Source organism: Streptomyces sp. XY006 (assembly GCF_002237655.1).
Taxonomy (GTDB): Bacteria; Actinomycetota; Actinomycetes; order Streptomycetales; family Streptomycetaceae; genus Streptomyces; species Streptomyces levis.
In genome coordinates, this window is record NZ_NOKT01000001.1 from 88,106 (window position 1) to 113,268 (window position 25,163).

The following is a 25,163-nucleotide window of genomic DNA, read 5'->3' on the forward strand; positions in this document are numbered from 1 at the left end:
CAGTGCGACGGACGCCGCGTCAGGGGCAGGACCGCTTGACGTCGTTCTCGACGGTGGCGCGCGCGGTCGCGGCGAGCTCGGCGAACCGGCCCGCCAGCGAGGAGAGGATCTCGGGCTTCAGCCGGTAGTAGGTGAACCGGCCGCAGGGTTCCGTCTCCACGACACCGGCCTCACGCAGCACCTTCAGATGGTTGGAGAGGTTGGTCTGCCGGGCCCCCGTCTCCTCGATCAGATGCGTGCTGCAGAGCGTCTCCTCGGCCAGCAGCGTGACGATCCGAAAGCGCAGCGGATCCGCGAGAACCCGCATCAGATCAGCGTCGACTGACATCAGCATGGACTGATACTGTCACATCACTCCGAGCCGGCATCACCCCGGCCGGCCCCTCGGGATCCGCGTACGAAGGAAGAACCGATGTCCTCCGACCCGCTCGCCTCCGTGCTGTTCGTCTGCGTCCACAACGCCGGCCGTTCGCAGATGGCCGCCGGATTCCTCACCCACCTCGCGGGCGACCGGATCGAGGTCCGCTCCGCCGGCTCCGTCCCGGGGGACCGGGTGAACCCGGCCGCGGCCGAGGCCATGAGGGAAGTGGGCATCGACCTCTCCGGCGCCACGCCCAAGCTCCTCACCACCGAGGCCGTGCAGGCGTCCGACTACGTCATCACCATGGGCTGCGGCGACGCCTGCCCGGTGTTCCCCGGCAAGAAGTACCTCGACTGGGCCCTGGAGGACCCGGCCGGCAAGGGCGTCGAGGCCGTCCGCCCGATCCGCGACGAGATCCGGGTCCGAGTGGAGGCCCTGATCGCCGAGATCGACGCGGAGCGGACCGCATAACGGCAGCGGGGCCCCACGCGTGCGGCGGCCTCGGCAGGGCCCCGCTCGTGCGGCGACCTCAGTGGGCCCCGCTTGGTCGGCGACCTCACGGGACCCCACGTGCGCGGCGGCCTCAGCGGGGCCCCACGTGTGCGGTGAGCGCCTTGTCGATCGCTGCCGGGTCCGCCGCGTCCGCCGCCCACGCCACGTATCCGTCGGGGCGGACCAGGACGGTCGAGCCCCGGCCGCTGCGCCAGTGCTGCACGGTCAGCCGGTCCTCGCGCCCGCCGCCGCCCCGGTACGCCTGCGGAGCGATCAGCACGAACCGGCCGCCGCGCAGGGCCTCGTAGAGACGGCCGCCCTCCAGGGCCACGTCCGGGACACGCGTGCCGGTGAGGCGGTGGGTTCCGCGGGGCGCCGGGTAGCGGTAGCCGATGCCGGTGATCTCGCCGACGGCCCTGCGCCGCGCCGGGCCGACCGCGTTCAGGAAGCCGGTCAGTGCGGCCCGCAGCGCCAGCGTCCAGGGGGACTTGGCCATGGCGAGCCGGACGATCCCGCCGCTGCTGCGCAGCACGGCCCTGCCGACCGGGTGACGTTCGGTCTGGTAGCTGTCGAGGAGAGCCGGGTCCGCGTGGCCCCGGACCACCGCGGCCAGTTTCCAGCCGAGGTTGGCGGCGTCCTGGAGGCCGGTGTTCATGCCCTGGCCACCGGCCGGGGTGTGGACGTGCGCGGCGTCCCCGGCGAGGAAGACCCGGCCCACGCGGTAGGCGGGCACCTGGCGTTCGTCGCTGTGGAAGCGGGACATCCACCGCGCGTCGTGCATGCCGTAGTCACGGCCGAGGGCGAGCCGGGTGACCTCCCTGACCTCGTCGAGGCCGAGCGGTTCGCTGTCGGGCACGTCGCGGGCGCGGTTCCAGGCGATGACGCGGTGGTAGCCGTCCCCGAACGGCGCGAGGAAGGCGAAGGCGTCCCCGACGGCGTTGACCGTCAGCAGATTCTCCGGCTCCTCCGCGAGCCGGACGTCCGCGAGCACGACGGAACGGATGGCGGAGCGCCCCGGGAAGGGCAGCCCGATCGCCTCCCGCACTGCGCTGCGCATCCCGTCGGTACCGACCGCGTGGGCGGCCCGCAGGCTCTCCGTCCGCCCGTCGGCCGTGCGCACCCGCACCGTCACGCCGTCCATGTCCTGGGTCAGCCCGGTCAGTTCGGTCTCGTGGCGGAAGTCCACCCCGGCTTCGACGGCACGCCGCCGCAGGACCTTCTCGACCTCGTACTGCGGGAGGACGAGCAGGTGGTTGAAGCGGGAGGGGAGGGTGCTCAGGTCGATGCTGAGCCGGCCGAAGAGGCGGAGGCTGCTCAAGGGGCGCCCGGCGGACTCCAGTTCGTCTGCGAGGCCCCGGGCGTCGAGCTGCTCCAGAGTGCGGGCGTGCAGCACGAAGGCGCGGGAGAGGTTGCTGATCCGGTGCGGGCGCTTCTCGAGGAGCGTGACGGGGACCCCGGCGGCGGCGAGGTCGCCGGCCAGGAGAAGACCGGCGGGGCCGGCGCCGACGACGATCACGGAAGGCTGGGTCTGCATGGCATGACCTCCGGTTGCCAACACTCGTTGGCCAACGTCCGTTGACCAACACCTGTTGACCAAAGTAGGGCGCGCCACCCCCTCGCGTCAACAGTTGTTGGCAAACACGTGTTGGCCTACGCTTGTCGGCATGAACGTCAGCCACAGCAGGAGCGCCGAACCGGCCTCCGGCGGCGCCCGCCGCCGCTCCGAGGACACCCGCAGCGCCATCCTCGCGGTCGCCCGCGAGCGCTTCGCCACCGACGGCTACGACCGGGCCACCATCCGCGCGATCGCCAAGGACGCGCGGATCGATCCCTCCATGGTCATGCGCTACTACGGCAACAAGGAGGGTCTGTTCGCCGCTGCGGTCTCCGTCGACCTGTCGATGCCGGATCTCGCCGCACTGCCCCGCGCGGACGCGGGGCAGGCGCTCGTGACGCACTTCCTCGGCATGTGGGAGGAGAACGAGGTGCTGACGGCGCTGCTCCGGGTGGGAGTGACCAACAGCGCAGGGGCCGAACGGATGCAGTCCGTCTTCCGTGACCAACTGGTCCCGGTGGCCCGCGCGGTCTGCCCCGATCCCGAGCAGGCGGCCGCGCGGGCCGGACTCTGCGCCGCGCAGCTGCTCGGACTGGCGCTCACGCGCTACGTGTTGCGGTTCCCGCCCGCCGTGGGGCTGGCCCGCGAGGAGATCGTGGCGTGGCTGGCCCCGACGCTGCAGCGCTATCTCACGGCGCCGAGCCCCTGAGGGGACCCGGGCCGGACGGACTCAGCCGTGGTACGTGATGTACCCGTTGCCGTCCTTGTCCGAGCCGCTCTTGGTGTACGAGTGCACGTCGGCGGGGGCGCCGGACGGCTTGTACACGTAGATCGTGTCCTTGTCGTTGTTCCACATGAAGTTGCAGTTGTCGCGGTAGACGACGTTGCCGGCGTCGGAGTCGGTCCCGTTGCCGCCGCGCAGCTTCACGTAGTCGCCCGGCTGGAGCGAGTGACTCGCGGTGAAGGTGAACCTGTTCCCCGCCGCGTCCTTCACGACGTACCCCTTGAGGTTGACCGTCGTGGACTTCGAGTAGTTCTTGATGGTCAGGTACTCCTCCTTGGTGTTCCCTCCCGAACACCGGTTGGAGTCGCTCCCGGGAGCGTCGTACTGGATGCCTCGGACCTTCAGCGCGGAGTTGTACTCGGCGGCCTGGGCCGGGACCGCGCTCAGGGCGGTCAGGGCTCCGGCCGCGACGGCCGCGGCGGCGGTGGTGGTGACAAGGCGTATGCGCATGGACGTTCGTCCCCCCTGCATGGCCTTCGAGTGAAGGCGATGTGATGGTTCGGTGAAACACCGGGATCGTACATGGTTCAAGTACGCGAAAGGGCGGGTCCGATGACATTGCCACCGGACCCGCCCCGCGGGTGTAAGGAGGTCAGGCGCCGCTGGCGCGCAGCATGTCCTCACGCTCGACGATCTTCACGCGCTCGCGGCCCTCGGGCTCGCCCAGCGCCTTCTCCGCCGCGTCCAGCCGGTACCAGCCGTCCCAGGTGGTGAAGCGGACGTTCCGCTCGGCGAGGAACGCGTCCACCGCCTCGGGGGCGGGGGTGGCGGGCGTCAGCAGCCGGCCGTTGGCATAGTCGTCCAGGAGGTTGGCCACGGTCTCGTTCGCGTCGCCCTTGGTGTGCCCGATCAGGCCCACGGGGCCGCGCCGGATCCAGCCGGTGACGTACGTCGACTGCAGGTGCTCGCCGGACTCCTGGAGGACCCGGCCGCCCTGGTCCGGGACGGTCCCGGAGTCGATGTCCCAGGGCAGCTTGGGGAGTTTGTCGGACAGGTAGCCGACGGCCCGGTAGACGGCGGTGACGTCCCAGGTCTTGAAGGTGCTCGTGCCCTTGACGTTGCCCGTGCCGTCCAGCTCCGTGCGCTCGGTGCGCAGCCCCACGACCCTGCCGTCCTCGCCGAGGATCTCCACCGGCGACTCGAAGAAGTGCAGGAAGAGCTTGTGGGGACGGTCGCCGACGTCGCGGATCGCCCAGTTCTCCAGCGTCTTGGCGACCATGTCGGCCTGCTTGTTGCCGCGCCGGGTGGCGATCGAGCCCTCGTCGTAGTCGATGTCCTCGGGGTCGACGATGACCTCGATGTTGGGGGAGTGGTCCAGCTCCCGCAGCTCCATCGGGCTGAACTTCGCCTGCGCCGGGCCCCGGCGGCCGAACACGTGGATCTCCTTGGCCCGGTTGGCCTTCAGACCCTCGTAGACGTTCGGCGGGATCTCGGTGGGCAGCAGTTCGTCCGCCGTCTTGGCCAGGACGCGGGCGATGTCGAGCGCCACGTTGCCGACGCCGAGCACGGCGACCTTCTCGGCCTCCAGCGGCCAGGTGCGCGGCACGTCCGGGTGGCCGTCGTACCAGGAGACGAAGTCGGCGGCGCCGTAGGAGCCGTCGAGGTCGATGCCGGGGATCGACATCGACCGGTCGGCCATCGCGCCGGTGGCGAAGATGACGCCGTCGTAGAACGCCCGCAGGTCGTCCAGGCTGATGTCGGAGCCGTAGTCCACATTGCCGAACAGCCGGATCTGGGGCTTGTCGAGCACCTGGTGCAGGGCCGTGATGATGCCCTTGATCCGCGGGTGATCGGGGGCGACGCCGTAGCGGATCAGTCCGAACGGCGCCGGCATGCGCTCGAAGATGTCGATGGACACGCCCGGTTCGGCGGCCACTTCGGACTTGAGCAGGGCGTCGGCGGCGTAGATCCCGGCGGGGCCGGATCCGACGATGGCTACCCGCAGGGGGCGGGGCATGGTCAGGTTCCCTTCGAGCGGCGACAAGCGATCTCGACGGGAAGCCTAAACTAAGGCAAGCCTTACTTGGTACGCGGGTCCGGTCTATGGGCTCATAAGGCTACTTTATGAGCAGTCCACAGTATGACTTATGGCAGGGGCTGCTCGGCCCAGATGACCTTACCGTCGGGCAGATAGCGCGTCCCCCAGCGCTCGGCGAGCTGGGCCACGAGGAACAGACCCCGTCCGCCCTCGTCCGTCATGGTCGCGTAGCGCAGGTGCGGCGAGGTGCTGCTGCTGTCGAACACCTCGCAGATCAGGTTGCGGTCGCGCAGCACCCGGACCCGCATCGGGCCGCCGCCGTACCGCAGCGCGTTGGTGACGAGCTCGCTCAGGATGAGCTCGGTGGTGAACGTCAGTTCCTCCAGGCCCCATGCGGCCAGCTGCCGGCTCACCGCCGCCCGCACCTCGCCCACGGCCGCCGGGTCGGCCGGCACCGGCCACTCGGCGATCTGGTCGGCGGCGAGCGCCCGCGTCCGGGCGACGATCAGGGCGATGTCGTCGCTGGAACGCGCCGTGAGCTGCGAGTCGAGCACGACCCGGCAGGTGTCCTCCGGCGACTTCCCGGCCCGCCCCAGAGCGTCGCGCAGCATCTCCAGGCCGACGTCGATGTCCCGCTCCCGGTCCTCCACCAGCCCGTCGGTGTACAGCACGAGCCGGCTGCCCTCGGCCAGCTCCAGCTCCGCCGTCTCGAACGGCAGCCCGCCGAGCCCGAGCGGGGGACCGGCCGGCACGTCCGGGAACTCGACGGTGCCGTCCGGGTGGATGAGGGCCGGCGGCGGATGCCCGGCCCGTGCGACGGTGCACCGCCGGGAGACCGGGTCGTACACGGCGTACACGCAGGTCGCGCCGGTGACCGGTGCGCTGCCCTCCTCCTCGGCCTCGTCCTGGTCGATCCGGCCGACCAACTCGTCCAGCAGGGCGATGAGTTCGTCCGGCGGCAGATCGAGGGAGGAGAAGTTGTGCACGGCGGTGCGCAGCCGTCCCATGGTGGCCGCGGCGTGCAGGCCGTGCCCGACCACGTCCCCGACCACGAGCGCGACCCGGGCACCGGACAGCGGCAGCACGTCGAACCAGTCACCGCCCACCCCGGCCTGGGCGGGCAGATAGCGGTAGGCGATCTCCAGCGCGCCCTGCTCGGGCAGGTTGCGCGGCAGCAGGCTGCGCTGCAGCGTCACGGCCATGCTGTGCTCACGCGTGTAGCGGCGCGCGTTGTCGATGGAGACGGCGGCCCGCGCGACCAGCTCCTCGGCCAGCGCCAGCTCGTCCTCGTCGAACGGCTCCGGCTTCTCGGAGCGCCAGAAGCCGACCACGCCCAGCACCAGCGTCCCGGCCCGCAACGGCACGGTGATCAGCGAGTGGATGCCGTACTCCACGATCTGTGCCGAACGCTCCAGGTCCTGGGCCTGCCAGCCGGGCGCCTCGCCCAGCCGGGGTTCCAGGACGGGCCGCCCGGTGCCGAGGCTGCGGCCCTGCGGGGAGGAGTCCACGAACCGGATCCGCTCGCCGACCGGATAGAGGGGAGCGTCCTTGCGGATGCCGCTGAGCGCCGTGCGGCTGAGCGAGGCCGCGGCGTCCGGCTGCCCGCCCCCCAGGACCGCGTCGAACAGGTCCACGGTGGCGAAGTCGGCGAACCGGGGCACGGCCAGCTCGGCCAGCTCCTCGGCCGTCCGGCTCACGTCCAGGCTGGTGCCGATGCCCACCCCGGCGTCGTACAGCATGTTGAGCCGTTCCCGCGCCGTCTCCGCCCGGCCGGACAGGGCCCGCAGCTCGGTGGAGTCGCGCAGGGTGGCGACGCTGCCCGGTGGGACGCCGGCCCGGTCCGTGGTCCGCTGGTTGACGGCGAGGAGCCGTTCACCGACCAGGTGCACCTCGTCCGTGGCGACGCGGCCCGAGGCGAGCAGGTCGGCGGTGCCCGGGTCGAGGCCCAGAGCGAGCACGGGCCGGCCCTCGGCGTCGTCGGGCAGCCCGAGCAGCCGGTGTGCCTCGTCGTTGGCGAGGACCAGGGTGCCCTTGTCGTCGACGATGAGCACGCCCTCCCGGACGGCGTGCAGCACGGCGTCGTGGTGTTCGTACATCCGGGTCATCTCGTGCGGTCCCAGCCCGTGGGTCTGGCGCAGCAGCCGCCTGCTCACCAGGGCGGCGCCCGCGGTCGCCAGCGCGAGCGCCGCCGCGGCCGCCGACAGCACGAGCGGCAGCTGGCGGTCGGCGGTCCCGCCCACGTTCTTCGTCGTGATGCCGGCGGAGACCAGCCCCACGACCCGGCCGTCCGGGTCCTTCACCGGCACGACGGCCTGGACGAGGGGCCCGATGGTGCCCTCGATCTCCTCGGTCACCGCCTGCCCGGCCAGGGCCGGCGCGATCGTGCCGACGAACTGCTTGCCGATGCGGTCCGGCTTGGGGTGGGTGTAGCGGATCCCGTCGGTGTTCATGACGACGATGAAGTCGACCTTCGACCGCTCCCGGGCGGCCTCGGCGCGTGGCTGGAGCACGGCGGTGGGATCGGGGCTTGCCAGTGCCTCGGCCGTGCCCGGTGCGTTGGCGAAGGTCTCCGCGACGGCGAGCGAGCGGTTGCGCGCCTCCTGTGTCGTGTCGTGCCGCACTTGCAGCACCAGGGCCACCACGGCCGCCACGACCAGCAGCAGCACGATCACCACGACGAGCAGGAACACCTGTCCGGCGACGCTGCGCCCGCCCAGCACCGACCGCAGCCCCGCCAGCGGATGCCACCGTGCCGGACCCGTCTCCTCCGGCTGCCGTGCGGACGGCGTGGAGCCGGGCCGCAGGGGCGATCGAGTCCCGGATCGACCCAAGAGTCGGACCATGTGCCATGTCTACACTGCCCGGCCCCGGGAGGCGAGGGGCGTCACCCGTGGTGGCAGGGGGCCCTCACCGTTTCATCACGTCTTCGGAACACCGCGGGGTTCCGGCCACCGGCCGCGTACGGCCGCCTCAGGCCGCGCCCAGCGAGCGGGCCAGCTCGGTCGTGGCTCTCGCGATCTCGGTGTCCTCGTCCGCCATGAGCCGGTCCAGTTCGCCGCTGCGGGCCCGCACCGCCTGGCGCGCCGCCCGCTCCCACGCCACCGGGTTCTCCCGGTGGTTCAGCAGTTTGGGGTAGACGGCGGCCGTGCTCTCCCACTGCCGGGCGTCGGCGATGCTCTTGAGCAGCTGGATGATCTGGGCGCGCACGGTCACCTGGGGGTGGTTCGCCAGTTCCCACAGGAACGGCACCGTGGCGGCGGTCGCCTGCTCCACGACGAAACCGAACTGGCAGATCCGTTTCCGCAGGTCGTTCAGGGCGGAGCGGGCGGTGTCGGCGTCGCCGCAGGCGATGCCGCCGAGCAGGACGGGAATGGCCGCCGCCGAACCGGTGGAGTCCTGGATGTCGCCCCACGGCACGCGGTCCAGTGCCGTGAGAGGTGTCTTCCGGGCCAGTCCGGCCGGGGCGTCGGGGCGCTGTGGGCGCTCGCTACCCGGGTGTTCCGTCGAAGCGCTGCGCATGGCGAGGGGCCTTTCCGCGGCAGTCGTGTCAGATGGGTGGACAGGTCGACAACCTCGCCCACACCGTCTTGCCCGCCGGGGGAGTCGGGGTCCAGCCCCACTCCTCGGACAGGGCGTCGACGATGCACAGGCCCCGGCCGTGTTCCTCCAGGGCGGAGCCGGTGCCGGGCGCGTACACGGGCGGGTGGTCGTCGGGGTCGGAGACGGTCACCAGCAGATGGGCCGGATCCAGGCGGAATCCCAGCCGGATCTCCGGCGCACCGGGTGCCGCCTGCGCCGCGTGCGTCGCGGCGTTGGCGGTGAGCTCCGTGATGACGAGCGTGGTGTCGTCGCAACGGTGGTCGAGCGACCACAGGTGCAGGGTGTGGCGGGTGAAGGACCGGGCTCGGGCGAAGCCCTCCCGGCTGCACTCGACGCGCAGCGCGACCGAGGGGGCGAGGGAGCCGAAGTCCGGCTCCGTCCCCGGCGGGGCCGGCGGCGTCGACGTCACCCCCGGCGTCCCGCAGGGCGGCACTCCGCGCTGACCGGCCGGAAAGCCGTCGAGCGCCTCGGATGCGCCTGCGTACGCCGCGGCCTCACTCGGCGGCCGGAGTACGTGCTGCGCAGGTGATGACACGGCATCTCCCCGATGCGACGTCAGGACGGGGCGCCAGCACGGGGGTTGACGCCGCGGCTATTATCCACGCTGACGGCGCTTCCGTGCAATTGCACGAGAAATTGCGTGAGTTTCAAGCCGTCGCGGGTACGCGGGCCGGGACCACTTCGGCCGGAGAGCAAGGAGACTGCGGTGCCACCAGTGCGCAACGGAGTGCAGGCAAGTTCACTGGACGCCTGCTGGATCAAGAGCCGGCACAGCAACGCCGAGGGCAACTGCGTCGAAGTAGCCCCTCTCGTGGACGGGGCCATCGCGATGCGCAACTCCCGTGACCCCGACGGGCCGGCGCTCGTCTACACGGCCGCGGAGGTCGCCGCGTTCCTGGCCGGCGCGAAGGACGGCGAGTTCGACCACCTCGTGTGAGACCGCCGGAGACCGCCGTGCGCCGGAAGGCACGCGTGGGAGCGGAGCGAAGCCGGTGAAGGAACCGTGAAGCGGAGCCCAACTCCCCATTTTCCACGGCTCTTCCGGGCGGATGCGCACAGGCCCGGCCGGGTGCGATAGTGTAAATCGCCCTTGTGCCGGTCTGCTGGGAGTCAGGATGTCCGCCGCGTCGCATCGTATCTCCCGTCTGGAACCCTACCTGGACAGGTCCGAGCCGGCGCCGACCCTGCTGAAGATGCTGGTCGGTGTGCAGCTGGCAGGCTTCCGTGAGGACGCCGGGCTGGCCCAGGACCAGGCGGCGCGCGCTGTCGGGTTCAGTGCCGCGAAACTGTCCCGCATCGAGTCCGGCAAGGGCCGCCGCCCGCCGACCGAGAACGACGTCCGCGCGTTGCTGCAGTTGTACGGCACCGACGACTACGAGGCCTCGGTGCTGCTCAAGCTGTTGCAGCGCGCCGGCGAGCCGGGTTGGTGGCAGCGCTACGACAAGCGGCTGATGCCCGAGTGGTTCGACCGGCTGGTCGGACTCCAGGAGGCCGCGGCCACCATCCGTACCTTCGAGATCCAGTACGTGCCCGGGCTGTTGCAGACGCCCGCCTACACCAGGGCCGTCGTCGAGCGGGGCCTGCCGAACGCCCCGGCCGGCGAGGTGGAGCGGCGCGTCGAACTGCGCATGCACCGGGCACGGCTGCTGACGCGAGCCGAGGCCCCGCAGCTGTGGGCGATCATCGACGAGTCCGTGCTGCTGCGGGTCCTGGGCAGCACGGACATCATGCGGGAACAGCTCGCGCACCTGGTGAAGATGGCCGAGCGTTCCAACGTGACGCTCCAGATCGTGCCGCTCAGCGTCACGAACGCCTCGGCCCCCGCCATCCCGGTGACCTATCTGCGCTTCGGCGGCCTCGACCTGCCCGACGTGGTCTACCTGGAGCACATCAGGAGCGCCAACTTCCTTGAGGACCGCGACGAGACGGAGGAGTACCGGATCGCGCTGGACCGGCTCGCGGACGAGGCCCTCAAGCCGCGTGAGTCCGTGGAGCTGCTGCGGCAGACGATGGCGCAGCGCTACCCGTGACGCCCGGATGCCGCGGGCGGGACGTTCACCGTCCCGCCCGCGGCACCCGTCGGGTCACTGCCCGTCGGGTCACTTCTCCAGGGGAAGACGCCCGACGCCGCCGAACTCGATCCACTCGTGGGTGAGCTGACGCGGCGCCACCTCCGTGTCCGGGCGCCAGGTGGACACCTCCACCAGTCCCGGCTCCAGGATCTCCAGGCCCTCGAAGTACGTCTCGACGTCCTTCGGCTCGCGCACCCGGCCCCAGTGGCCCTGCGTCGCCTGATCCATGAAGTTCGTGACGAACTCGCGGACCTCGGCGTCCTCGCTGACCAGCTGGCACATCACCATGAAGCTGCCGGGCGCGAGCCGCTCGCGGACGCGCCGGGCCACCGCCAGCGGTCCGTCGGTGTCGCTGTCCGGGATGCAGTGGAAGACCGAGTTGAACAGCACGCACACCGGCTCGGAGAAGTCGATCAGCCGCTTGGTGTCGGGGTGGTCGAAGATCAGGTCCGTCTCGCGCATGTCCGCGTGGATGACGGTGGTGCGCTCGTCCTGCTCCAGCAGGGCGCGGCCGTGCACCAGCACCATCGGGTCGTTGTCGACGTACACGACGTGGGTGGTGGGGTCGATGCGCTGGGCGACCTGATGCACGTTTTCCTGCGTCGGCAGGCCTGAGCCGTGGTCCAGGTACTGGCGGATCCCGTACTCCTCGGAGAGGGTCCTCACCACGCGCTGGAGGAAGCGGCGGTTGTTCAGGGCCAGGCGGCGTGTGCTGGGGACGACCTTGTCGAGCTCCTCGCACGCGGCGCGGTCGGCCGCGTAGTTGTCCTTGCCGCCCAGGTAATGGTCGTACATGCGCGCTGCCGTCGGCACGGTCGCGTCGATCTCGGTGGACAGCTGCTTCTCGGAGTGCATCGTTCCCCCTGCAAGGGCCGCGCCAAGGGACTGGCTGGACAGGAAGTACATCCTAGGGAGCGGGAGTTGAGCGGTGCCAGCCCGTCGGCGAAGCTGCCCACGATCGAACGACAAGATGATCGGCGCGGAGCGGACGGCGGGGACGTTACGTAACGCTATGCCCGCTCTGTGTCACCGACCGGTGCCGCATCTCCTGGTCGGCGCCTGGCCGAGGGCGGCACGGCATCGACGTGCGGCCCGCCCGGCCCGATCCGAACCGCTAATCTGGAAAAACGACAATTCGCCGCAAGTAGGGAGAGTCCGCAGCCGCTATTCTCACGGCTCCGGCCGCTTTTCCAGGAGAGTCCCATGGGCGACTATTACGACCTCGGCACCCACACCCGTCCCGTCACCACCACGTCCGCCGAGGCTCAACTCTGGTTCGACCGCGGCCTGGTGTGGACGTACGCCTTCCACCACGAGGAGGCCGTCGGCTGCTTCGAAAAGGCGGCCGAGGCCGATCCCGAGTGCGCGATGGCCTACTGGGGCATCGCCTACGCGCTCGGTCCGAACTACAACAAGCCCTGGGAATTCTTCGACGGCGAGGAACTCGTGCGGACGGTGGAGCGCACGCACGCCGCCGTGGAACGGGCGCATGAGAAGGCCGCCGGTGCCACCCGGGTCGAGCAGGCCCTGATCGAAGCCCTGCGGGCTCGCTACCCGCAGGCGGAGGCGGTGGAGGACTGCTCGGTGTGGAACGAGCCGTACGCGGACGCCATGCGCGCCGTGTACGAACTGGCGCCCGGCGACCCGGACATCGCCACCCTCCACGCCGACGCCGCGATGAACCTCACCCCCTGGCAGCTGTGGGACCTCAAGACCGGACAGCCGGCCGAGGGCGCCCGCACCCCCGAGGCCCGGGACGTGCTGGAAGGCGCCCTCGCCACCGAGGCCGGGGCACGGCACCCCGGCGTGCTCCACCTCTACATCCACCTCATGGAGATGTCCCCGACCCCGGAGCAGGCCCTCACCGTCGCCGACCGGCTGCGCGGCATCGTGCCCGACGCGGGCCACCTGCTCCACATGCCCTCGCACCTGGACGTCCTGTGCGGCGACTACCGCCAGGTCGTCGCGGCCAACACCGCGGCGATCGCCGCCGACGAGAAGTACCACCGCCGGGCCGGCGCCATGAACTTCTACACCCTCTACCGGGCGCACAACTACCACTTCAAGATCTACGGGGCCATGTTCCTCGGCCAGGCGCAGGTCGCCCTGGACACCGCCGCCCGACTGGAGGCCGCCGTCCCCGAGGACCTGCTGCGGGTCGAGAGCCCTCCGATGGCCGACTGGCTGGAGGCGTTCCTGGCCATGCGCGTCCACGTCCTGATCCGCTTCGGCCGCTGGGCCGACATCCTCGAACTGCCCGCCCCCACCGACCCGGAGCTGTACGCGGTGACCACCGCGATGCGCCACTACGCCCGGGGCGTCGCCCTCTCGGCCACCGGCGAGATCGACCGGGCGGACGCCGAACGCGCCCTGTTCCACGAGGCGGTGAGCCGCGTGCCGGAGACCCGCATGCTGTTCAACAACACCTGCCACGACATCCTCGCCATCGCCGCGGCCATGCTGGACGGCGAACTCGAGTACCGCAGGGGCCATCACGACCTGGCCTTCGCCGCCCTGGAACGCTCCATCGAGCTCGACGACAACCTCCCCTACGACGAGCCCTGGGGCTGGATGCAGCCCACCCGCCACGCCTACGGCGCCCTGCTGCTGGAGCAGGGCCGGGTGGCGGAGGCCGAGGCCGTCTACCGCGCCGACCTCGGCCTGGACGACACCCTGCCCCGCCCGTTGCAGCACCCGAACAACGTCTGGGCGCTGCACGGCTTCCACGAGTGCCTGCTGCGCACGGGCAAGACCGGCGAGGCGGCCCTCGTGGCCCACCAGCTCAAGACGGCGACCGCCCTGGCCGACGTGCCGATCCGGGCGTCCTGCTTCTGCCGCCTGGACGAGCCGCCCGCCGCCGACGCCTGCTGCCACTGACCCCACGGCTCACGGCCGGTTCGGGCCCGCGTGCTCCAGCGCCCTGGTCATGGCCGGCCGGTCCCGCTGCCGCGCGGCCGGATCCCGGGTGAGGGACATCAGCAGCTCGGGCGTCGGACGGTGGTTGCGGGTGTGCGGGGCGGAGCCGGTCAGCGGCGGCCCCGGTGGCTGTCCGCCGAGGTCAGGCGCACGAGGAACGGCTGCGCTCCGGACAGCCGGAGCCGCTGGGTGTGCGCGGGCGTGAAGCCGTGCCGGATCGCTGCGGCCAGGTCGTCGCGGCCGGGCAGCAGCAGGACGGCGGCGCCGTCGGGGGCCAGGACGCGCCGGACTTCCGTCCACCAGCGGTCGGGGGCGCCGGCGAGCAGACCGCCGGCGGTCACCTGGGCGCCCCACGGCGGGTTGCACAGCACCCGGTCGGCGGCCCCGTCGGGCAGCGGCAGCCGGCCGGCGTCGCCGCGGCGGACGGACACCGGCAGCCCGCCGGCGTTGGCGCGGGCCGCCCCGACCGCCTCCGACGACAGGTCGAACCCCTGGAAGCGGGCGTCGGGCCGGGCGAGCGCCCCCTCGATCAGCAGGGTCCCGGCGCCGCAGCACGGGTCGAGGACGGACTGCCCCGGGCCGATGTCGGCGAGCGCGGCCATGGCGGCGGCGAGCGGCGGGTGGAGGGTGCCCGGGAGGGTGTGCCGCTTGTAGGGGCGGCGGTGCAGCGGCCGGTCGTCGACGCGCAGCATGAGGGTCGCCCGCGTGCCGTCCAGGGTCAGCCGCCAGCCGCAGGAGCCGGGCGGGGGAGCGGCACCCGTGCGGCGCGAGTGGTAGGGGACGCCGAGCCGCTCGGCGAGGGCCTCGCCCACGGCGTCCTCGGCGTCGTAGCGGGTGAAGGCGCGCCGGCCGAGGAACGAGGCCGAGACGTCGACCGCGGTGGGCGCCGTCGCCGTGTGCCGCAGGGGCAGCAGGCCGTCGAGGTCGGTGAGGGCGGCGAGCGCGGTGAGCTCCCGCGGGGCCTGCCGGGCGGCTCCGGCGTCGGGGCGCCGGGCGGCGAGCAGGAACACGTCGTCGGCGGTGCGCAGCGGGGGCGCGGACCGGGGCGCTCGGAAGTGGACTTCGCGGTGCCGCAGATCGGTGACCGCGCCGAGGCCGGACCGGACGACCTCGGCGGCGACCAGGGACTCCAGGCCGCGCAGACAGCGCGCCACGAGGGGCGTGTGCATGGGGTGTTCTTCTTCCACGTCGGCACTCGGGGCAGCGCTCCGCTGCCCCGCGTCGTCGGCGACGGGGGGTCCTCGCTTCGCCGACGGTGCCTAGCGGAGGTGGAAGAAGTACGTCATGGGCGGGAGTGTAATCGGCCCGGTGGGTTTGGACCTCCCCTTTCAAGGTCACCCGGACAGTGACCCCGACGTCGGACACGACTGGGAGTGAACGAAGAGTGGCTGGAGAACAGAAGGCCAAGGCGAAGGCCGAGCAGGCCAAGGGCAAGGCCAAGGAGACGATCGGCCGGGCCGTCGGCAACGAGCGCATGGAGGCCGAGGGCCGCGCGCAGCAGTCGAAGGGCGACGCCCGTCAGGCCAAGGAGAAGACCAAGGACGTCTTCAAGCACTGAGCACGCGGTGAGCACGTACCGCACATGGTGAGCACGTGCCGCGGTGCGCACGTACCGCTCGTGCTGAGGCCATGAGGAAGGCGCGGGGCCCGCACGCCCCGCGCCTTCCGTGTGCTCTCCGCGATCGGACCGCGGGGGATCAGACCGCGGGAGCCGGGAACGTCGGGTACTCCACGCCCGACACGTGCTGCACGACCCGGATCACCTGGCACGAGTAGCCGAACTCGTTGTCGTACCAGAGGTAGAGGATCGCGTTGTCGCCCTCGACCTTGGTGGCGCCGGCGTCGACGATCGACGCGTGGCGCGAACCGATGAAGTCGCTGGAGACCGCGTCCGGGGCGCTGATGAAGTCGATCTGGCGCTTCAGCGGCGAGGTCAGCGAGACCTCGCGCAGGTAGTCGAGGACCTCCTGGCGGGTGGTCTCCCGGGCGAGCTGCAGGTTGAGGATCGCGATGGACACGTCCGGCACCGGCACCCGGATGGAGCTGCCGGTGATCTTCGCCTTGAGGTCGGGCAGCGCCTTGGCGACGGCGGAGGCGGCACCGGTCTCCGTGATGACCATGTTGAGCGGCGCGGACCGGCCCCGGCGCTCGGACTTGTGGTAGTTGTCCAGCAGGTTCTGGTCGTTGGTGAACGAGTGGACGGTCTCCACGTGGCCGCGCTGCACGCCGAACTCGTCGTCCATCGCCTTCAGCGGCGGCACGATCGCGTTCGTGGTGCAGGACGCGCACGACAGGATCTGCTCGTCCGGCTTGATGGTGTCGTGGTTGACGCCGTGGACGATGTTCGGGACGTCGCCCTTGCCGGGCGCGGTCAGCACGACCTTGTCGATACCGGGGCGCAGGTGCTGCGACAGGCCCTCGCGGTCGCGCCACTTGCCGGTGTTGTCGATGAGGATGGCGTCCTTGATGCCGTACGCCGTGTAGTCCAGCTCGGACGGGTCGTTCGCGTAGATCACCTTGATGGCGTTGCCGTTGGCGACGATCGTGCTGGTCGCCTCGTCGACGGTGATCGTGCCCTGGAACTGGCCGTGGATGGAGTCCCGGCGCAGCAGCGAGGCGCGCTTGACGATGTCCTGCTCACCGCCTCCGCGCACGACGATGGCCCGCAGGCGCAGTCCGTTGCCCGAACCGGCCTTCTCGATCAGCAGCCGGGCGACCAGCCGGCCGATGCGGCCGAAGCCGTACAGGACGACGTCCCGGCCCTCACGGCGCTCGATCTTGTTGGCGCCGGTGGCACCGGCGACGGCCTCCGCCGTGAACTCGGCGACCGACAGTCCGCGGTCGTCCTCGCGGTACGTCGCGGCGAGCATGCCGATGTCGATCTGGGACGGGCCGAGGTCGAGCTCGGCGAGCGTCTTGAGGAAGGGCAGCGTCTCGGTGACGGAGAGCTCCGCGCCCGCGATCTGGCGGGCGAACCGGTGGGTCTTGAGGATGCTGACCACCGACTTGTTCACCAGGGAGCGGCTGTGCAGCAGGACCGTCACGTCCCGCTCCCGGTGCAGCTTCCCGATGATCGGGATCATCGACTCCGCGATCTCCTCGCGGTTCTTCCAGTTGGTGAACGAGTCGTCGTTGACAGTCACGAGTCCATCTTTCGAGCTAGGCGGCGCTCATATGTTAAACCGTCGATATTCCGGCCGAGGAAGGGGGTGCCCGCGAGACCCCGGCTGCGGCTTTCCGCGCGCCTCGCACGGCCCGGCCTGAGACGATCGACTCGGAGCTTCGGAGCCGCCGTGCGAAAGGGACGCGCATGGACCTGGATGCCGTGGCCGACGAGCTGTACGCCCTGCGGCCGGAGGAGTTCACCGCCGCCCGGGCCTCGGCCGTGGCCGCCGCCCGCACCGCGGGGGACCGGGAACTCGCCGCGCGGATCGGTGCGTTGCGCAAGCCCAGCCTCGCCGCCTGGGTCAGCAACCACCTGGTCCGCAGCCGCCCGGGCGAGGTGGAGCCCCTGCTCCGGCTGGGCGAGGGGCTGCGCCGGGCGCACCAGGACCTGGACGGTGCCCAGCTGCGGGAGCTGAGCCGGCGGCAGCACGCGCTGATCCGCGCCCTGTCCCTGCAGGCCAGGCAGCTCGCCGCGCAGGCCGGTCATCCGATCAGCGAGAGCGTGCAGCGCGAGGTCGAGAACACCCTGCACGCCGTGCTCGCCGACCCCGAGGCCGCCGAGGCCTGGGCGACCGGCCGGCTCGCCAAGCCGCTCAGCGCGGCCGTCGGCTTCCCGGCCGTCGCCGGGGCCGTCCCCGCCCGGGCCGGTGCGACCGCGCCGGGCCGAAGCAAACCCGCTGGTAAGGGCAGGGCGGTCAAGGACGGCAAGGCGGACGAGCAGCGCCGGCGGCGTCTGGCCGAGGCGAGGCAGGCCGCCGAGGCCGCCGACCGTGAGCTGCGCACGCTGCGGGACGGGGCCGAGTCCGCCGGCCGGGCGGCTCAGGAGGCGAAGCAGCAGGTCGAGCGCCACCAGCAGCGCGTCGACGAGCTCGCCGAGGAGCTGGAACGGGCCAGGGGCGCACACCAGCAGGCCCGCTTCGCCGAGCGGACCGCCCGGGAAGAGGCGCGCGCGGCGGACCGCCGGGTCCGGGAGGCCGCGCGCAAGGCCGCGGCGGCCGCCGAGCGGCTCGAACGCCTGACCTCCTCCGAACCCTGACGGGCCGCTGCCGGGGCCGCTGCCGCGCGGCCGGGTGTTCGGGCCTCATCATGGGGACGTGACGGAGCTCACATCCCGGTGACGCAGCGGTACCCCAAGGGCTCACATCCGCGACACCAAAATTGAACCGTTCGTTTTCTTGAATCGTTCGTGTTTGTGTGGCTAGGTTGTGGGCATGACCGCATCCCGGACCCCGACCACCGCCGAGGAGCTGCGCGGTGCCGGCCTGCGGGTGACGGCAGCCCGCATCGCGCTTCTCGAGACCGTGCGGGACGGGGACCACCTGGGCGCCGAGGCGATCGCCTCCGAGGTGCGCGGACGGGTGGGCCACATCTCCGTCCAGGCCGTCTACGAGGGGCTCCACGCGCTCACCGCGGCAGGACTCATACGCCGCCTCGATCCACCCGGCAGCCCCGCCCTCTACGAGGGGCGGGTCGGCGACAACCACCACCACCTCGTGTGCCGGTCCTGCGGAGCCGTCGCCGACGTCGACTGCGCGGTCGGCCACGCCCCCTGCCTGACCGCCTCCGACGACCGCGGCTTCGCCGTCGACGAGGCCGAGGTCATCTACTGGGGCCTGTGCCCCGACTGTTCCACCGCCGGCAGTTCCTGAGCACGTGATCCACCCGAGCACCGTGATCCACCCCGTCCGGAAGGATTTCCATGACTGAGAACCACGACGCGATCGTCACCGACCCGAAGTCGGAGGAGGCAGGAGGCGGCTGCCCGGTGGCCCACGACCGGGCGCTGCACCCGACCCAGGGCGGCGGCAACCGCCAGTGGTGGCCCGAGCGGCTGAACCTGAAGATCCTCGCCAAGAACCCCGAGGTGGCCAATCCCCTCGGTGAGGACTTCGACTACGCCGCGGCCTTCCAGGCCCTCGACCTGGACGCCGTCAAACGCGACATCGCCGAGGTGCTCACCACCTCGCAGGACTGGTGGCCGGCCGACTTCGGCAACTACGGCCCGCTGATGATCCGCATGGCCTGGCACAGCGCCGGCACCTACCGCATCAGCGACGGCCGCGGCGGCGCCGGTGCCGGCCAGCAGCGGTTCGCGCCGCTCAACAGCTGGCCGGACAACGGCAACCTCGACAAGGCCCGCCGGCTGCTGTGGCCGGTCAAGAAGAAGTACGGCCAGAACATCTCCTGGGCCGACCTCATGATCCTCACCGGCAACGTCGCCCTGGAGCAGATGGGCTTCGAGACCTTCGGCTTCGCCGGCGGCCGCAAGGACGTCTGGGAGCCCGAGGAGGACGTCTACTGGGGTCCCGAGACCACCTGGCTCGACGACAAGCGCTACTCGGGCGACCGCGAGCTGGAGAACCCGCTCGGCGCGGTCCAGATGGGCCTCATCTACGTCAACCCCGAGGGCCCGAACGGCAACCCGGACCCGCTCGCCGCGGCCCGCGACATCCGTGAGACGTTCCGCCGCATGGCGATGAACGACGAGGAGACCGTCGCCCTGATCGCCGGCGGCCACACCTTCGGCAAGACCCACGGCGCCGGCCCGGCCGACCACGTGGGCGCCGACCCCGAGGCCGCCTCCATGGAGGAGCAGGGCCTGGGCTGGCGGAGCACCTACGGCACGGGCAAGGGCGGCGACGCCATCACCTCCGGCCTCGAGGTCACCTGGACCAGCACGCCCACCCAGTGGAGCAACGGCTTCTTCAAGAACCTCTTCGAGTTCGAGTACGAGCTGGAGCAGAGCCCGGCCGGCGCCCACCAGTGGGTGGCCAAGGACGCCCCGGAGATCGTGCCGGACGCGCACGACGCCACGAAGAAGCACCGCCCGAAGATGCTCACCACCGACCTGGCGCTGCGCTTCGACCCGATCTACGAGCCGATCTCCCGCCGGTTCTACGAGAACCCCGACCAGTTCGCGGACGCCTTCGCCCGCGCCTGGTTCAAGCTGACCCACCGTGACATGGGCCCGAAGTCGCTGTACCTCGGCCCGGAGGTCCCCGAGGAGACGCTGATCTGGCAGGACCCGCTGCCGGAGCCCGAGGGCGAGCTCATCGACGCCGAGGACGTCAAGACCCTCAAGACCAAGCTCCTGGAGTCGGGTCTGAGCGTCGCCCAGCTGGTCACCACCGCCTGGGCCTCGGCCTCCACCTTCCGCGGCAGCGACAAGCGCGGCGGCGCCAACGGCGCCCGCATCCGCCTGGAGCCGCAGCGCGGCTGGGAGGTCAACGAGCCCGACGAGCTGGCCCAGGTCCTGCGCGTCCTGGAGGGCATCCAGCAGGAGTTCAACTCCGGCGCCGGTGCCAAGAAGGTCTCCCTGGCCGACCTGATCGTGCTCGGTGGCTCCGCCGCCGTCGAGAAGGCCGCCAAGGAAGCCGGCTTCCAGGTGGAGGTCCCCTTCGCCGCGGGCCGTGTGGACGCGACGGAGGAGCACACCGACGCCGAGTCCTTCGAGGCGCTGGAGCCGACCGCCGACGGGTTCCGCAACTACCTCGGCAAGGGCAACCGCCTGCCGGCCGAGTACCTGCTGCTGGACCGGGCGAACCTGCTCACGCTGAGCGCCCCCGAGATGACCGTCCTGGTCGGCGGCCTGCGCGTGCTGGGCGCCACCTACCGGCAGTCCCAGCTCGGCGTGCTGACCAAGACGCCCGGCTCGCTGACCAACGACTTCTTCGTCAACCTGCTCGACCTGGGCATCACGTGGAAGTCGACGTCCGAGGACCAGACGACCTTCGAGGGCCGCGACGCCGCCACCGGCGAGGTCAAGTGGGCCGGCTCCCGCGCCGACCTGGTCTTCGGCTCGAACTCCGAGCTGCGCGCCCTGGCCGAGGTCTACGCGAGCGACGACGCCAAGGAGAAGTTCGTCAACGACTTCGTCGCGGCGTGGGTCAAGGTCATGAACCTGGACCGGTTCGACCTGGTCTGATCACCCGCTGATCACCCCGCACGACAGGACGCCCCGGGCCGGCCGGCCCGGGGCGTTCCCGCGTCGCCCGAGGGCTCGTCACGTTGCCTGAGGGACCGTCAAAAATGGTTCAAGGCAAGGGCATCACTCACCCAAGTCAGACCATGAAACGGCAAGGAGCGCGCCCGCGCCCGGACTCGGGCGTACGTTCTGGTCGTGAACAACGATTCGACTGCCCACAGAGGCGCCGGCCGTGCACCGCACCCCCTCACCGATGCGCTGCCGACCACCGGCGGCCCCGTCCGCCGCACCCTCCTGCGCACCGCGCTGACCGGTGCCGCCGCGCTCGGCACGGGCCTCGCCACCGCCCGCACCGCCACCGCCGCCGCCCCCGCCCGGGGCACGCACCCGCGGCCCGGCACCCCGGGTGAGGCCTGGCGGGAACTGGCCGAGGGCAACCGCCGCTGGCGCACCTACCGGGAACGTCACCCGCACGAGACGCCCGCCGTACGGCAGAGCCTGACCGCCGGTCAGCACCCCTTCGCCGTCGTCCTCGGCTGCATCGACTCGCGGGTGCCCCCGGAGCTGGTCTTCGACCAGGGTCTGGGCGACCTGATGACCGTCCGCACCGCGGGCGAGGTCCTCGACGAGGCCGTGCTCGGCAGCGTCGCCTACGGCGTGCTGGAGCTCGGCATACCCCTCGTGGTCGTGCTCGGACACCAGTCCTGCGGCGCCGTACGGGCCGCCGTCGAGGCCGAGGAGTCGGGGGGCGGGCTGCCCGCGCACATCCAGTACCTGGCCGACCAGATCAGCCCCGCCATAGACCACACCAAGGAGGGTGACGCGCGCATCGACGCGACCGTCGACGCCAACGTCCGCCTGGTCCGCTCCAAGCTGGTGGCGGAGCCCGACCTCGCCGCCCGGATCACCACCGGCCAACTCGCGATCGTCGGCGCCCGCTACGAACTGACCGACCAGCGGGTGCACCGCCTCGCCTGACACCGCGCCCGGTCCGCCGCACGCGACGGCGGGCCGGGCCGTGCCGTCACGCCCGCAGCGGGTTGTACCGCGCCGCCGCCATCACGTACCAGGCGGTCGCCCCCGTGTGCCGGTACGGGTAGTAACCGAAGCCGAATCCCGTGTCCAGCGGACTGCTCGCGGACACCACCCCGGCGCGCTCGGGCAGCGCCCGGCCGCCGACGGTCTGACCGTCGCCCAGCAACTCCTGGGCCCGCTCCAGCGAGGCGAGCAGCCGCCGGGCCCGGGCCTCGTCACCGCGGGCGCCGCGGTCCCGCAGGGCGAGCGCGAGATGGGCCGTCCCCTCGAACCACACCCCGTTGCGGTCCGGCTTGGGCTGCCCCGCGGCGATCGGCGCGTCCTCGTTCGCCACCAGGCTCGCCGAGCTGAAGGTGACCCCCTCGTAGGTCTGGCCGGCCGGGACCGTGCTGTTCGGGCGTCCCGCGTGGTCGACGACGGCCAGCTCGGCCGCGGCCCAGTCCAGCGAACGGGCGTAGCGGCGGGTGCTCGACGAGAAGGCGAGATGCGTCCAGGTCTGGGTGTCCTCCGGGATGGGCGACGTGTTCACCGTGACCCCGTCGTTCGTGCCGGTGTAGAAGAAGCCCCCGTCCGGCTCCCACATCCGCCGTACGAACGCCTCGGCCCGGGCCCGCCGTTCCCGCCAGACCCGGTCCCCGGTGAGGCGGTCGAGCCGGCCGAAGAGGCAGATGAGGTCCGTGTTGTGCTCGGTCGAGGTGAACGGCAGCCGCTGGTTCGCCCCGTCCACGCCGAACTTGTAGCCGCCGAGCGGCTCGTCGGTCCGGCCGGTCCGCTCGATCCACTCGCCGATGCGCACGGCGCCCGTGAGGAAGCGGCGTGCGCCGGTGCGGCGGGCCAGCGCGCCGAGCGCGATGCCGGCCCAGGCCATGTCGCCCACGGCCGTGCCGGTGAAGCCGAACTGCGTACCGACGTTGACCGTGCCGTCCGGCCGGACGAAGCCGTCGGGCTGCGGGGAGCCGTCGTAGAAGGTGTACGGCCCGACGTTGTAGGCCTGGCGGAGCCGGCCGTCGTCGTACGCCGGGTCGTGCGACTGGGCGTAGAGCAGGGCGTCGCCCAGGGCGGTGGCCCGGGTCAGGCCGTCCGCGGTCCGGGTCGCGAGGTGGGCCAGGACGGCGAGGGCGTTGTCGTAGGTGAACGCGGTGCTGAACAGGCCGGCCTGGTCGGTGTAGCTCTGGGTCAGGCGGAGGTCCCCGTGGTCGGGGTAGGCGTCCATGGCGGCGGCGAGGAAGGCGTGCCCGCGGGCCGGTGCCGAGGCCGGGCGGGTGCCGGCGGAACCGGCCGCGCGGGCCTGCCCGGAGCCGGCCGCGGCGACGGCGGCGGCCCCGAGTCCGGCACCGATGAGCGAACGCCGGCTGAGCGCCGGGCCTTGTCTGCCAGTCATGGATCTCCCCTTGAGAGCGCTCTCAATCAGCGCGCTCATTGTGCTGGCGGCCCAGGGGCGGGTCAACGGCTCGAACGAAAAGGAGAATTGCGGGGACGCGTGGACGGCCGGTGGATCACTCGCAGACGATCTCGTCGCGCGGCGTGTAGTGGGTGCGGTACGGCTCGCGCCGCACCTCCCGGCCGTCGTCGTAGAAGACCCGCTCCACCGTCACGTCGAACCCCTCCAGCGGGGTCTGGGGGACGCACTCCTCGGCGTCGCCGACCTTCTTCGCCGGCTTCTTCACCTCGGTGCGCGGGCCCTTGACCGACTTGATCTCGTCGTACTTGCGGGTGCCGAGGAAGGAGACGGTCACGGACGTGTCCGTGGACTCCGCCTGGATGTAGATCGCCTTGCCGGAGTCGTTGGTGAAGCGCAGGTCAAGGCTGCCCCAGGCCACCGTCGCCTCGCGGCCCTCCGGGTAGCGCTCGATGTAGAAGGAGTGCGCGCCGTGCTCCACGGGCTTGACCCCGGCGAAGAACAGCGCGTTGTACACGGTCGTCGCCACCGCGGAGACCCCGCCGCCGGACGCCTTCGTGAACTGGTCGTCGAGGATGATGATGCCCTCGACGAAGCCGTTCGCCTCGGTGCGTTCGCCGACGGTCCGGTTGAAGCTCCACGTCTCGTCCGGGCGCACGAGCGAGCCGTTGATGAGCTCCACCGCCCGGCCGATGTTCTTCGTGCGGTACGCGGCCGGTTCGAAGTGGACCGTGAAGGAGGACATCGTCTCGGTCAGCCCCAGCCGGGCGGCGTTCTCGCGGGTCACCTCGGGCCGGATCGTGCGCACGTCCACCGCGCCGGCGCGGGCGGCGCCGCCCTTCTCGGTGAGCAGGGGCAGCACGGCCTCGCCGAGCGCCTTGCCGGTGACCTCCCGGCCGAGCACGGCGTCCTCGGCGACGGCGACCCCGTCGCCGTCGGACCGCAGCCTGGCGTCGCGCGCGGTGCCGGTGATCTCGTTCAGCGGTCCGGCCACCGCGGGGTCGTCCCGCAGCCCCTCGGCGTCGAGGCGCGGTTTCAGCGTGCCGCCGTCGTCCGGCCGCATGGTCAGGTGCGCGCCCAGGACCTCGGGGTCCACCGTGATCCGCCGGCCGGCCGCGGTCAGCGTGACGGGACCCGAGACGGCCGGCTCCGCGAACGTCCGCACCGCGCGCCGCACCTCCTCGGCCGTCACCTTCGGCCGGGTCTCGTGCACCGGCAGGGCCGTGACCGCGCCGGCGTCGCCGCGCAGGAACGCGGCACGCAGGGGATCGACGGCGGCCGCCACGTCCAGCGTGTAGCCGGTGCGCGGCGCGACCTGCTCGACGCGCCCGCCGTCGAAGGCGACGGCTCCGTCGCGGACCTTCCGGTCCAGTCCCAGCTCCCCGAGGGCGGCCCGGGCCCGCTCCCGGTCGAGGCGTACCACCGGCTCCACGGCACCGCCGGAGCGGAACAGCCCGCCGAACACGCTGAGCGGGTCGGCGCCGGTGCGCGCGGCACGGTCGACGGTCGCCCCGAGGTCGTAGGAGAGTCCGGCGCGCCGCGGGTCGATCGTGGCCGTGCGGTCGCCGACCTTCACGGAGAGCGCCCGTGACCCGGACGCGTCCAGCTGCCGCTCCAGCTTCCGCACGGCCTCCGCACGGCTCAGGCCCCCGATCTCCACCCCGCGCACGGTCGTCCCGGCGTCGATCTCACCGCCCGTGAGCAGCAGCCCGGCGAGGTACAGACCGCCCACGCCCACGGCCAGCGCGCCGCCGGCCAGGGCGAGCGGTGGCAGGGACGTGAGGCGCGGTGCGGAGGTTATTCGGGGGCGCATGGCTCTCCTGGAGATCGTTCGAGGACGGTGCACCCGTGACGCGACGCTGCTGCGGGCAAACAGATCAA

General features: G+C 71.9%; 22 protein-coding genes. 10 read left to right on the top strand and 12 right to left on the bottom strand.

The genetic code is table 11. The features are described 5' to 3' along the window. Positions 1 to 19 precede the first annotated feature (19 nt). Positions 20 to 334 (bottom strand): ArsR/SmtB family transcription factor, encoded by a 315-nt coding sequence (locus CHR28_RS00435; RefSeq protein WP_094051361.1) that lies wholly within the window; start codon positions 332 to 334, stop codon positions 20 to 22. Positions 335 to 412: 78 nt separating this feature from the next. On the opposite strand from CHR28_RS00435, the gene CHR28_RS00440 reads away from it, so the two are divergent. After that, complete coding sequence (locus tag CHR28_RS00440; RefSeq protein WP_094051362.1) at positions 413 to 832, top strand: arsenate reductase ArsC; 420 nt, start codon at positions 413 to 415, stop codon at positions 830 to 832. A 112-nt stretch (positions 833 to 944) separates the two neighbouring features. Here the strand turns inward: CHR28_RS00440 and CHR28_RS00445 are convergent, their stop codons facing one another. After that, complete coding sequence (locus CHR28_RS00445) at positions 945 to 2,387, bottom strand: FAD-dependent monooxygenase (protein WP_094051363.1); 1,443 nt, start codon at positions 2,385 to 2,387, stop codon at positions 945 to 947. A gap of 130 nt (positions 2,388 to 2,517) precedes the next feature. Here CHR28_RS00445 and CHR28_RS00450 point away from each other — a divergent pair, with 130 nt between their 5' ends. Further along, complete coding sequence (locus tag CHR28_RS00450; RefSeq protein WP_094051364.1) at positions 2,518 to 3,117, top strand: TetR/AcrR family transcriptional regulator; 600 nt, start codon at positions 2,518 to 2,520, stop codon at positions 3,115 to 3,117. A 21-nt stretch (positions 3,118 to 3,138) separates the two neighbouring features. Here CHR28_RS00450 and CHR28_RS00455 read toward each other — a convergent pair whose 3' ends face one another. The 5 genes from CHR28_RS00455 to CHR28_RS00475 form a co-directional block, all read right to left on the bottom strand. Beyond that, entirely contained in the window at positions 3,139 to 3,642 is a 504-nt protein-coding gene (locus tag CHR28_RS00455; RefSeq protein ID WP_094051365.1) for a lamin tail domain-containing protein, read from the bottom strand. Between the two features lie 142 nt (positions 3,643 to 3,784). Beyond that, the gene (locus tag CHR28_RS00460) at positions 3,785 to 5,149 is read right to left on the bottom strand and encodes an FAD-dependent oxidoreductase (RefSeq protein WP_094051366.1); all 1,365 of its coding nucleotides are present in this window, start codon (positions 5,147 to 5,149) and stop codon (positions 3,785 to 3,787) included. 128 nt (positions 5,150 to 5,277) lie between these two features. After that, positions 5,278 to 8,013, bottom strand: a complete 2,736-nt coding sequence (locus tag CHR28_RS00465) for a SpoIIE family protein phosphatase/ATP-binding protein (protein ID WP_179272266.1) — start codon at positions 8,011 to 8,013, stop codon at positions 5,278 to 5,280. Positions 8,014 to 8,140: 127 nt separating this feature from the next. Next, a complete protein-coding gene (locus tag CHR28_RS00470; RefSeq protein WP_094051368.1) occupies positions 8,141 to 8,689 on the bottom strand; it encodes a hypothetical protein in 549 nt (182 codons plus the stop codon). Positions 8,690 to 8,717: 28 nt separating this feature from the next. After that, positions 8,718 to 9,179, bottom strand: coding sequence for an ATP-binding protein (locus CHR28_RS00475; RefSeq protein WP_256984046.1), 462 nt, complete (start codon positions 9,177 to 9,179; stop codon positions 8,718 to 8,720). 297 nt (positions 9,180 to 9,476) lie between these two features. Here CHR28_RS00475 and CHR28_RS00480 point away from each other — a divergent pair, with 297 nt between their 5' ends. Both CHR28_RS00480 and CHR28_RS00485 read left to right on the top strand, forming a co-directional pair. Continuing rightward, a complete protein-coding gene (locus CHR28_RS00480; protein WP_094051370.1) occupies positions 9,477 to 9,707 on the top strand; it encodes a DUF397 domain-containing protein in 231 nt (76 codons plus the stop codon). Between the two features lie 178 nt (positions 9,708 to 9,885). Continuing rightward, positions 9,886 to 10,800, top strand: coding sequence for a helix-turn-helix domain-containing protein (locus CHR28_RS00485; protein WP_094051371.1), 915 nt, complete (start codon positions 9,886 to 9,888; stop codon positions 10,798 to 10,800). A gap of 69 nt (positions 10,801 to 10,869) precedes the next feature. Here CHR28_RS00485 and CHR28_RS00490 read toward each other — a convergent pair whose 3' ends face one another. Further along, positions 10,870 to 11,697, bottom strand: coding sequence for an SAM-dependent methyltransferase (locus tag CHR28_RS00490; RefSeq protein WP_094051372.1), 828 nt, complete (start codon positions 11,695 to 11,697; stop codon positions 10,870 to 10,872). A 348-nt stretch (positions 11,698 to 12,045) separates the two neighbouring features. On the opposite strand from CHR28_RS00490, the gene CHR28_RS00495 reads away from it, so the two are divergent. Further along, the gene (locus tag CHR28_RS00495) at positions 12,046 to 13,719 is read left to right on the top strand and encodes a hypothetical protein (protein ID WP_094051373.1); all 1,674 of its coding nucleotides are present in this window, start codon (positions 12,046 to 12,048) and stop codon (positions 13,717 to 13,719) included. A gap of 149 nt (positions 13,720 to 13,868) precedes the next feature. On the opposite strand, the gene CHR28_RS00500 is transcribed toward CHR28_RS00495, so the two are convergent. After that, positions 13,869 to 14,927 (bottom strand): methyltransferase domain-containing protein, encoded by a 1,059-nt coding sequence (locus tag CHR28_RS00500; RefSeq protein WP_094051374.1) that lies wholly within the window; start codon positions 14,925 to 14,927, stop codon positions 13,869 to 13,871. A gap of 215 nt (positions 14,928 to 15,142) precedes the next feature. Here CHR28_RS00500 and CHR28_RS00505 point away from each other — a divergent pair, with 215 nt between their 5' ends. Beyond that, the gene (locus tag CHR28_RS00505) at positions 15,143 to 15,316 is read left to right on the top strand and encodes a CsbD family protein (protein ID WP_094051375.1); all 174 of its coding nucleotides are present in this window, start codon (positions 15,143 to 15,145) and stop codon (positions 15,314 to 15,316) included. 139 nt (positions 15,317 to 15,455) lie between these two features. On the opposite strand, the gene CHR28_RS00510 is transcribed toward CHR28_RS00505, so the two are convergent. Next, complete coding sequence (locus CHR28_RS00510; protein WP_094051376.1) at positions 15,456 to 16,901, bottom strand: glyceraldehyde-3-phosphate dehydrogenase; 1,446 nt, start codon at positions 16,899 to 16,901, stop codon at positions 15,456 to 15,458. Positions 16,902 to 17,068: 167 nt separating this feature from the next. On the opposite strand from CHR28_RS00510, the gene CHR28_RS00515 reads away from it, so the two are divergent. The 4 genes from CHR28_RS00515 to CHR28_RS00530 all read left to right on the top strand — a co-directional run bounded on the left by CHR28_RS00515 (position 17,069) and on the right by CHR28_RS00530 (position 21,826). Beyond that, positions 17,069 to 17,959, top strand: coding sequence for a hypothetical protein (locus CHR28_RS00515; RefSeq protein WP_094051377.1), 891 nt, complete (start codon positions 17,069 to 17,071; stop codon positions 17,957 to 17,959). A gap of 175 nt (positions 17,960 to 18,134) precedes the next feature. Then, a complete protein-coding gene (locus CHR28_RS00520; RefSeq protein WP_094051378.1) occupies positions 18,135 to 18,572 on the top strand; it encodes a Fur family transcriptional regulator in 438 nt (145 codons plus the stop codon). A 50-nt stretch (positions 18,573 to 18,622) separates the two neighbouring features. Beyond that, positions 18,623 to 20,848, top strand: coding sequence for a catalase/peroxidase HPI (katG, locus tag CHR28_RS00525; protein ID WP_094051379.1), 2,226 nt, complete (start codon positions 18,623 to 18,625; stop codon positions 20,846 to 20,848). A 195-nt stretch (positions 20,849 to 21,043) separates the two neighbouring features. Next, a complete protein-coding gene (locus CHR28_RS00530) occupies positions 21,044 to 21,826 on the top strand; it encodes a carbonic anhydrase (RefSeq protein WP_179272267.1) in 783 nt (260 codons plus the stop codon). A gap of 46 nt (positions 21,827 to 21,872) precedes the next feature. On the opposite strand, the gene CHR28_RS00535 is transcribed toward CHR28_RS00530, so the two are convergent. Both CHR28_RS00535 and CHR28_RS00540 read right to left on the bottom strand, forming a co-directional pair. Beyond that, the gene (locus tag CHR28_RS00535) at positions 21,873 to 23,264 is read right to left on the bottom strand and encodes a Tat pathway signal sequence domain protein (RefSeq protein ID WP_179272268.1); all 1,392 of its coding nucleotides are present in this window, start codon (positions 23,262 to 23,264) and stop codon (positions 21,873 to 21,875) included. 115 nt (positions 23,265 to 23,379) lie between these two features. Beyond that, a complete protein-coding gene (locus CHR28_RS00540) occupies positions 23,380 to 25,095 on the bottom strand; it encodes a VanW family protein (RefSeq protein ID WP_094051381.1) in 1,716 nt (571 codons plus the stop codon). Positions 25,096 to 25,163 lie beyond the last annotated feature (68 nt).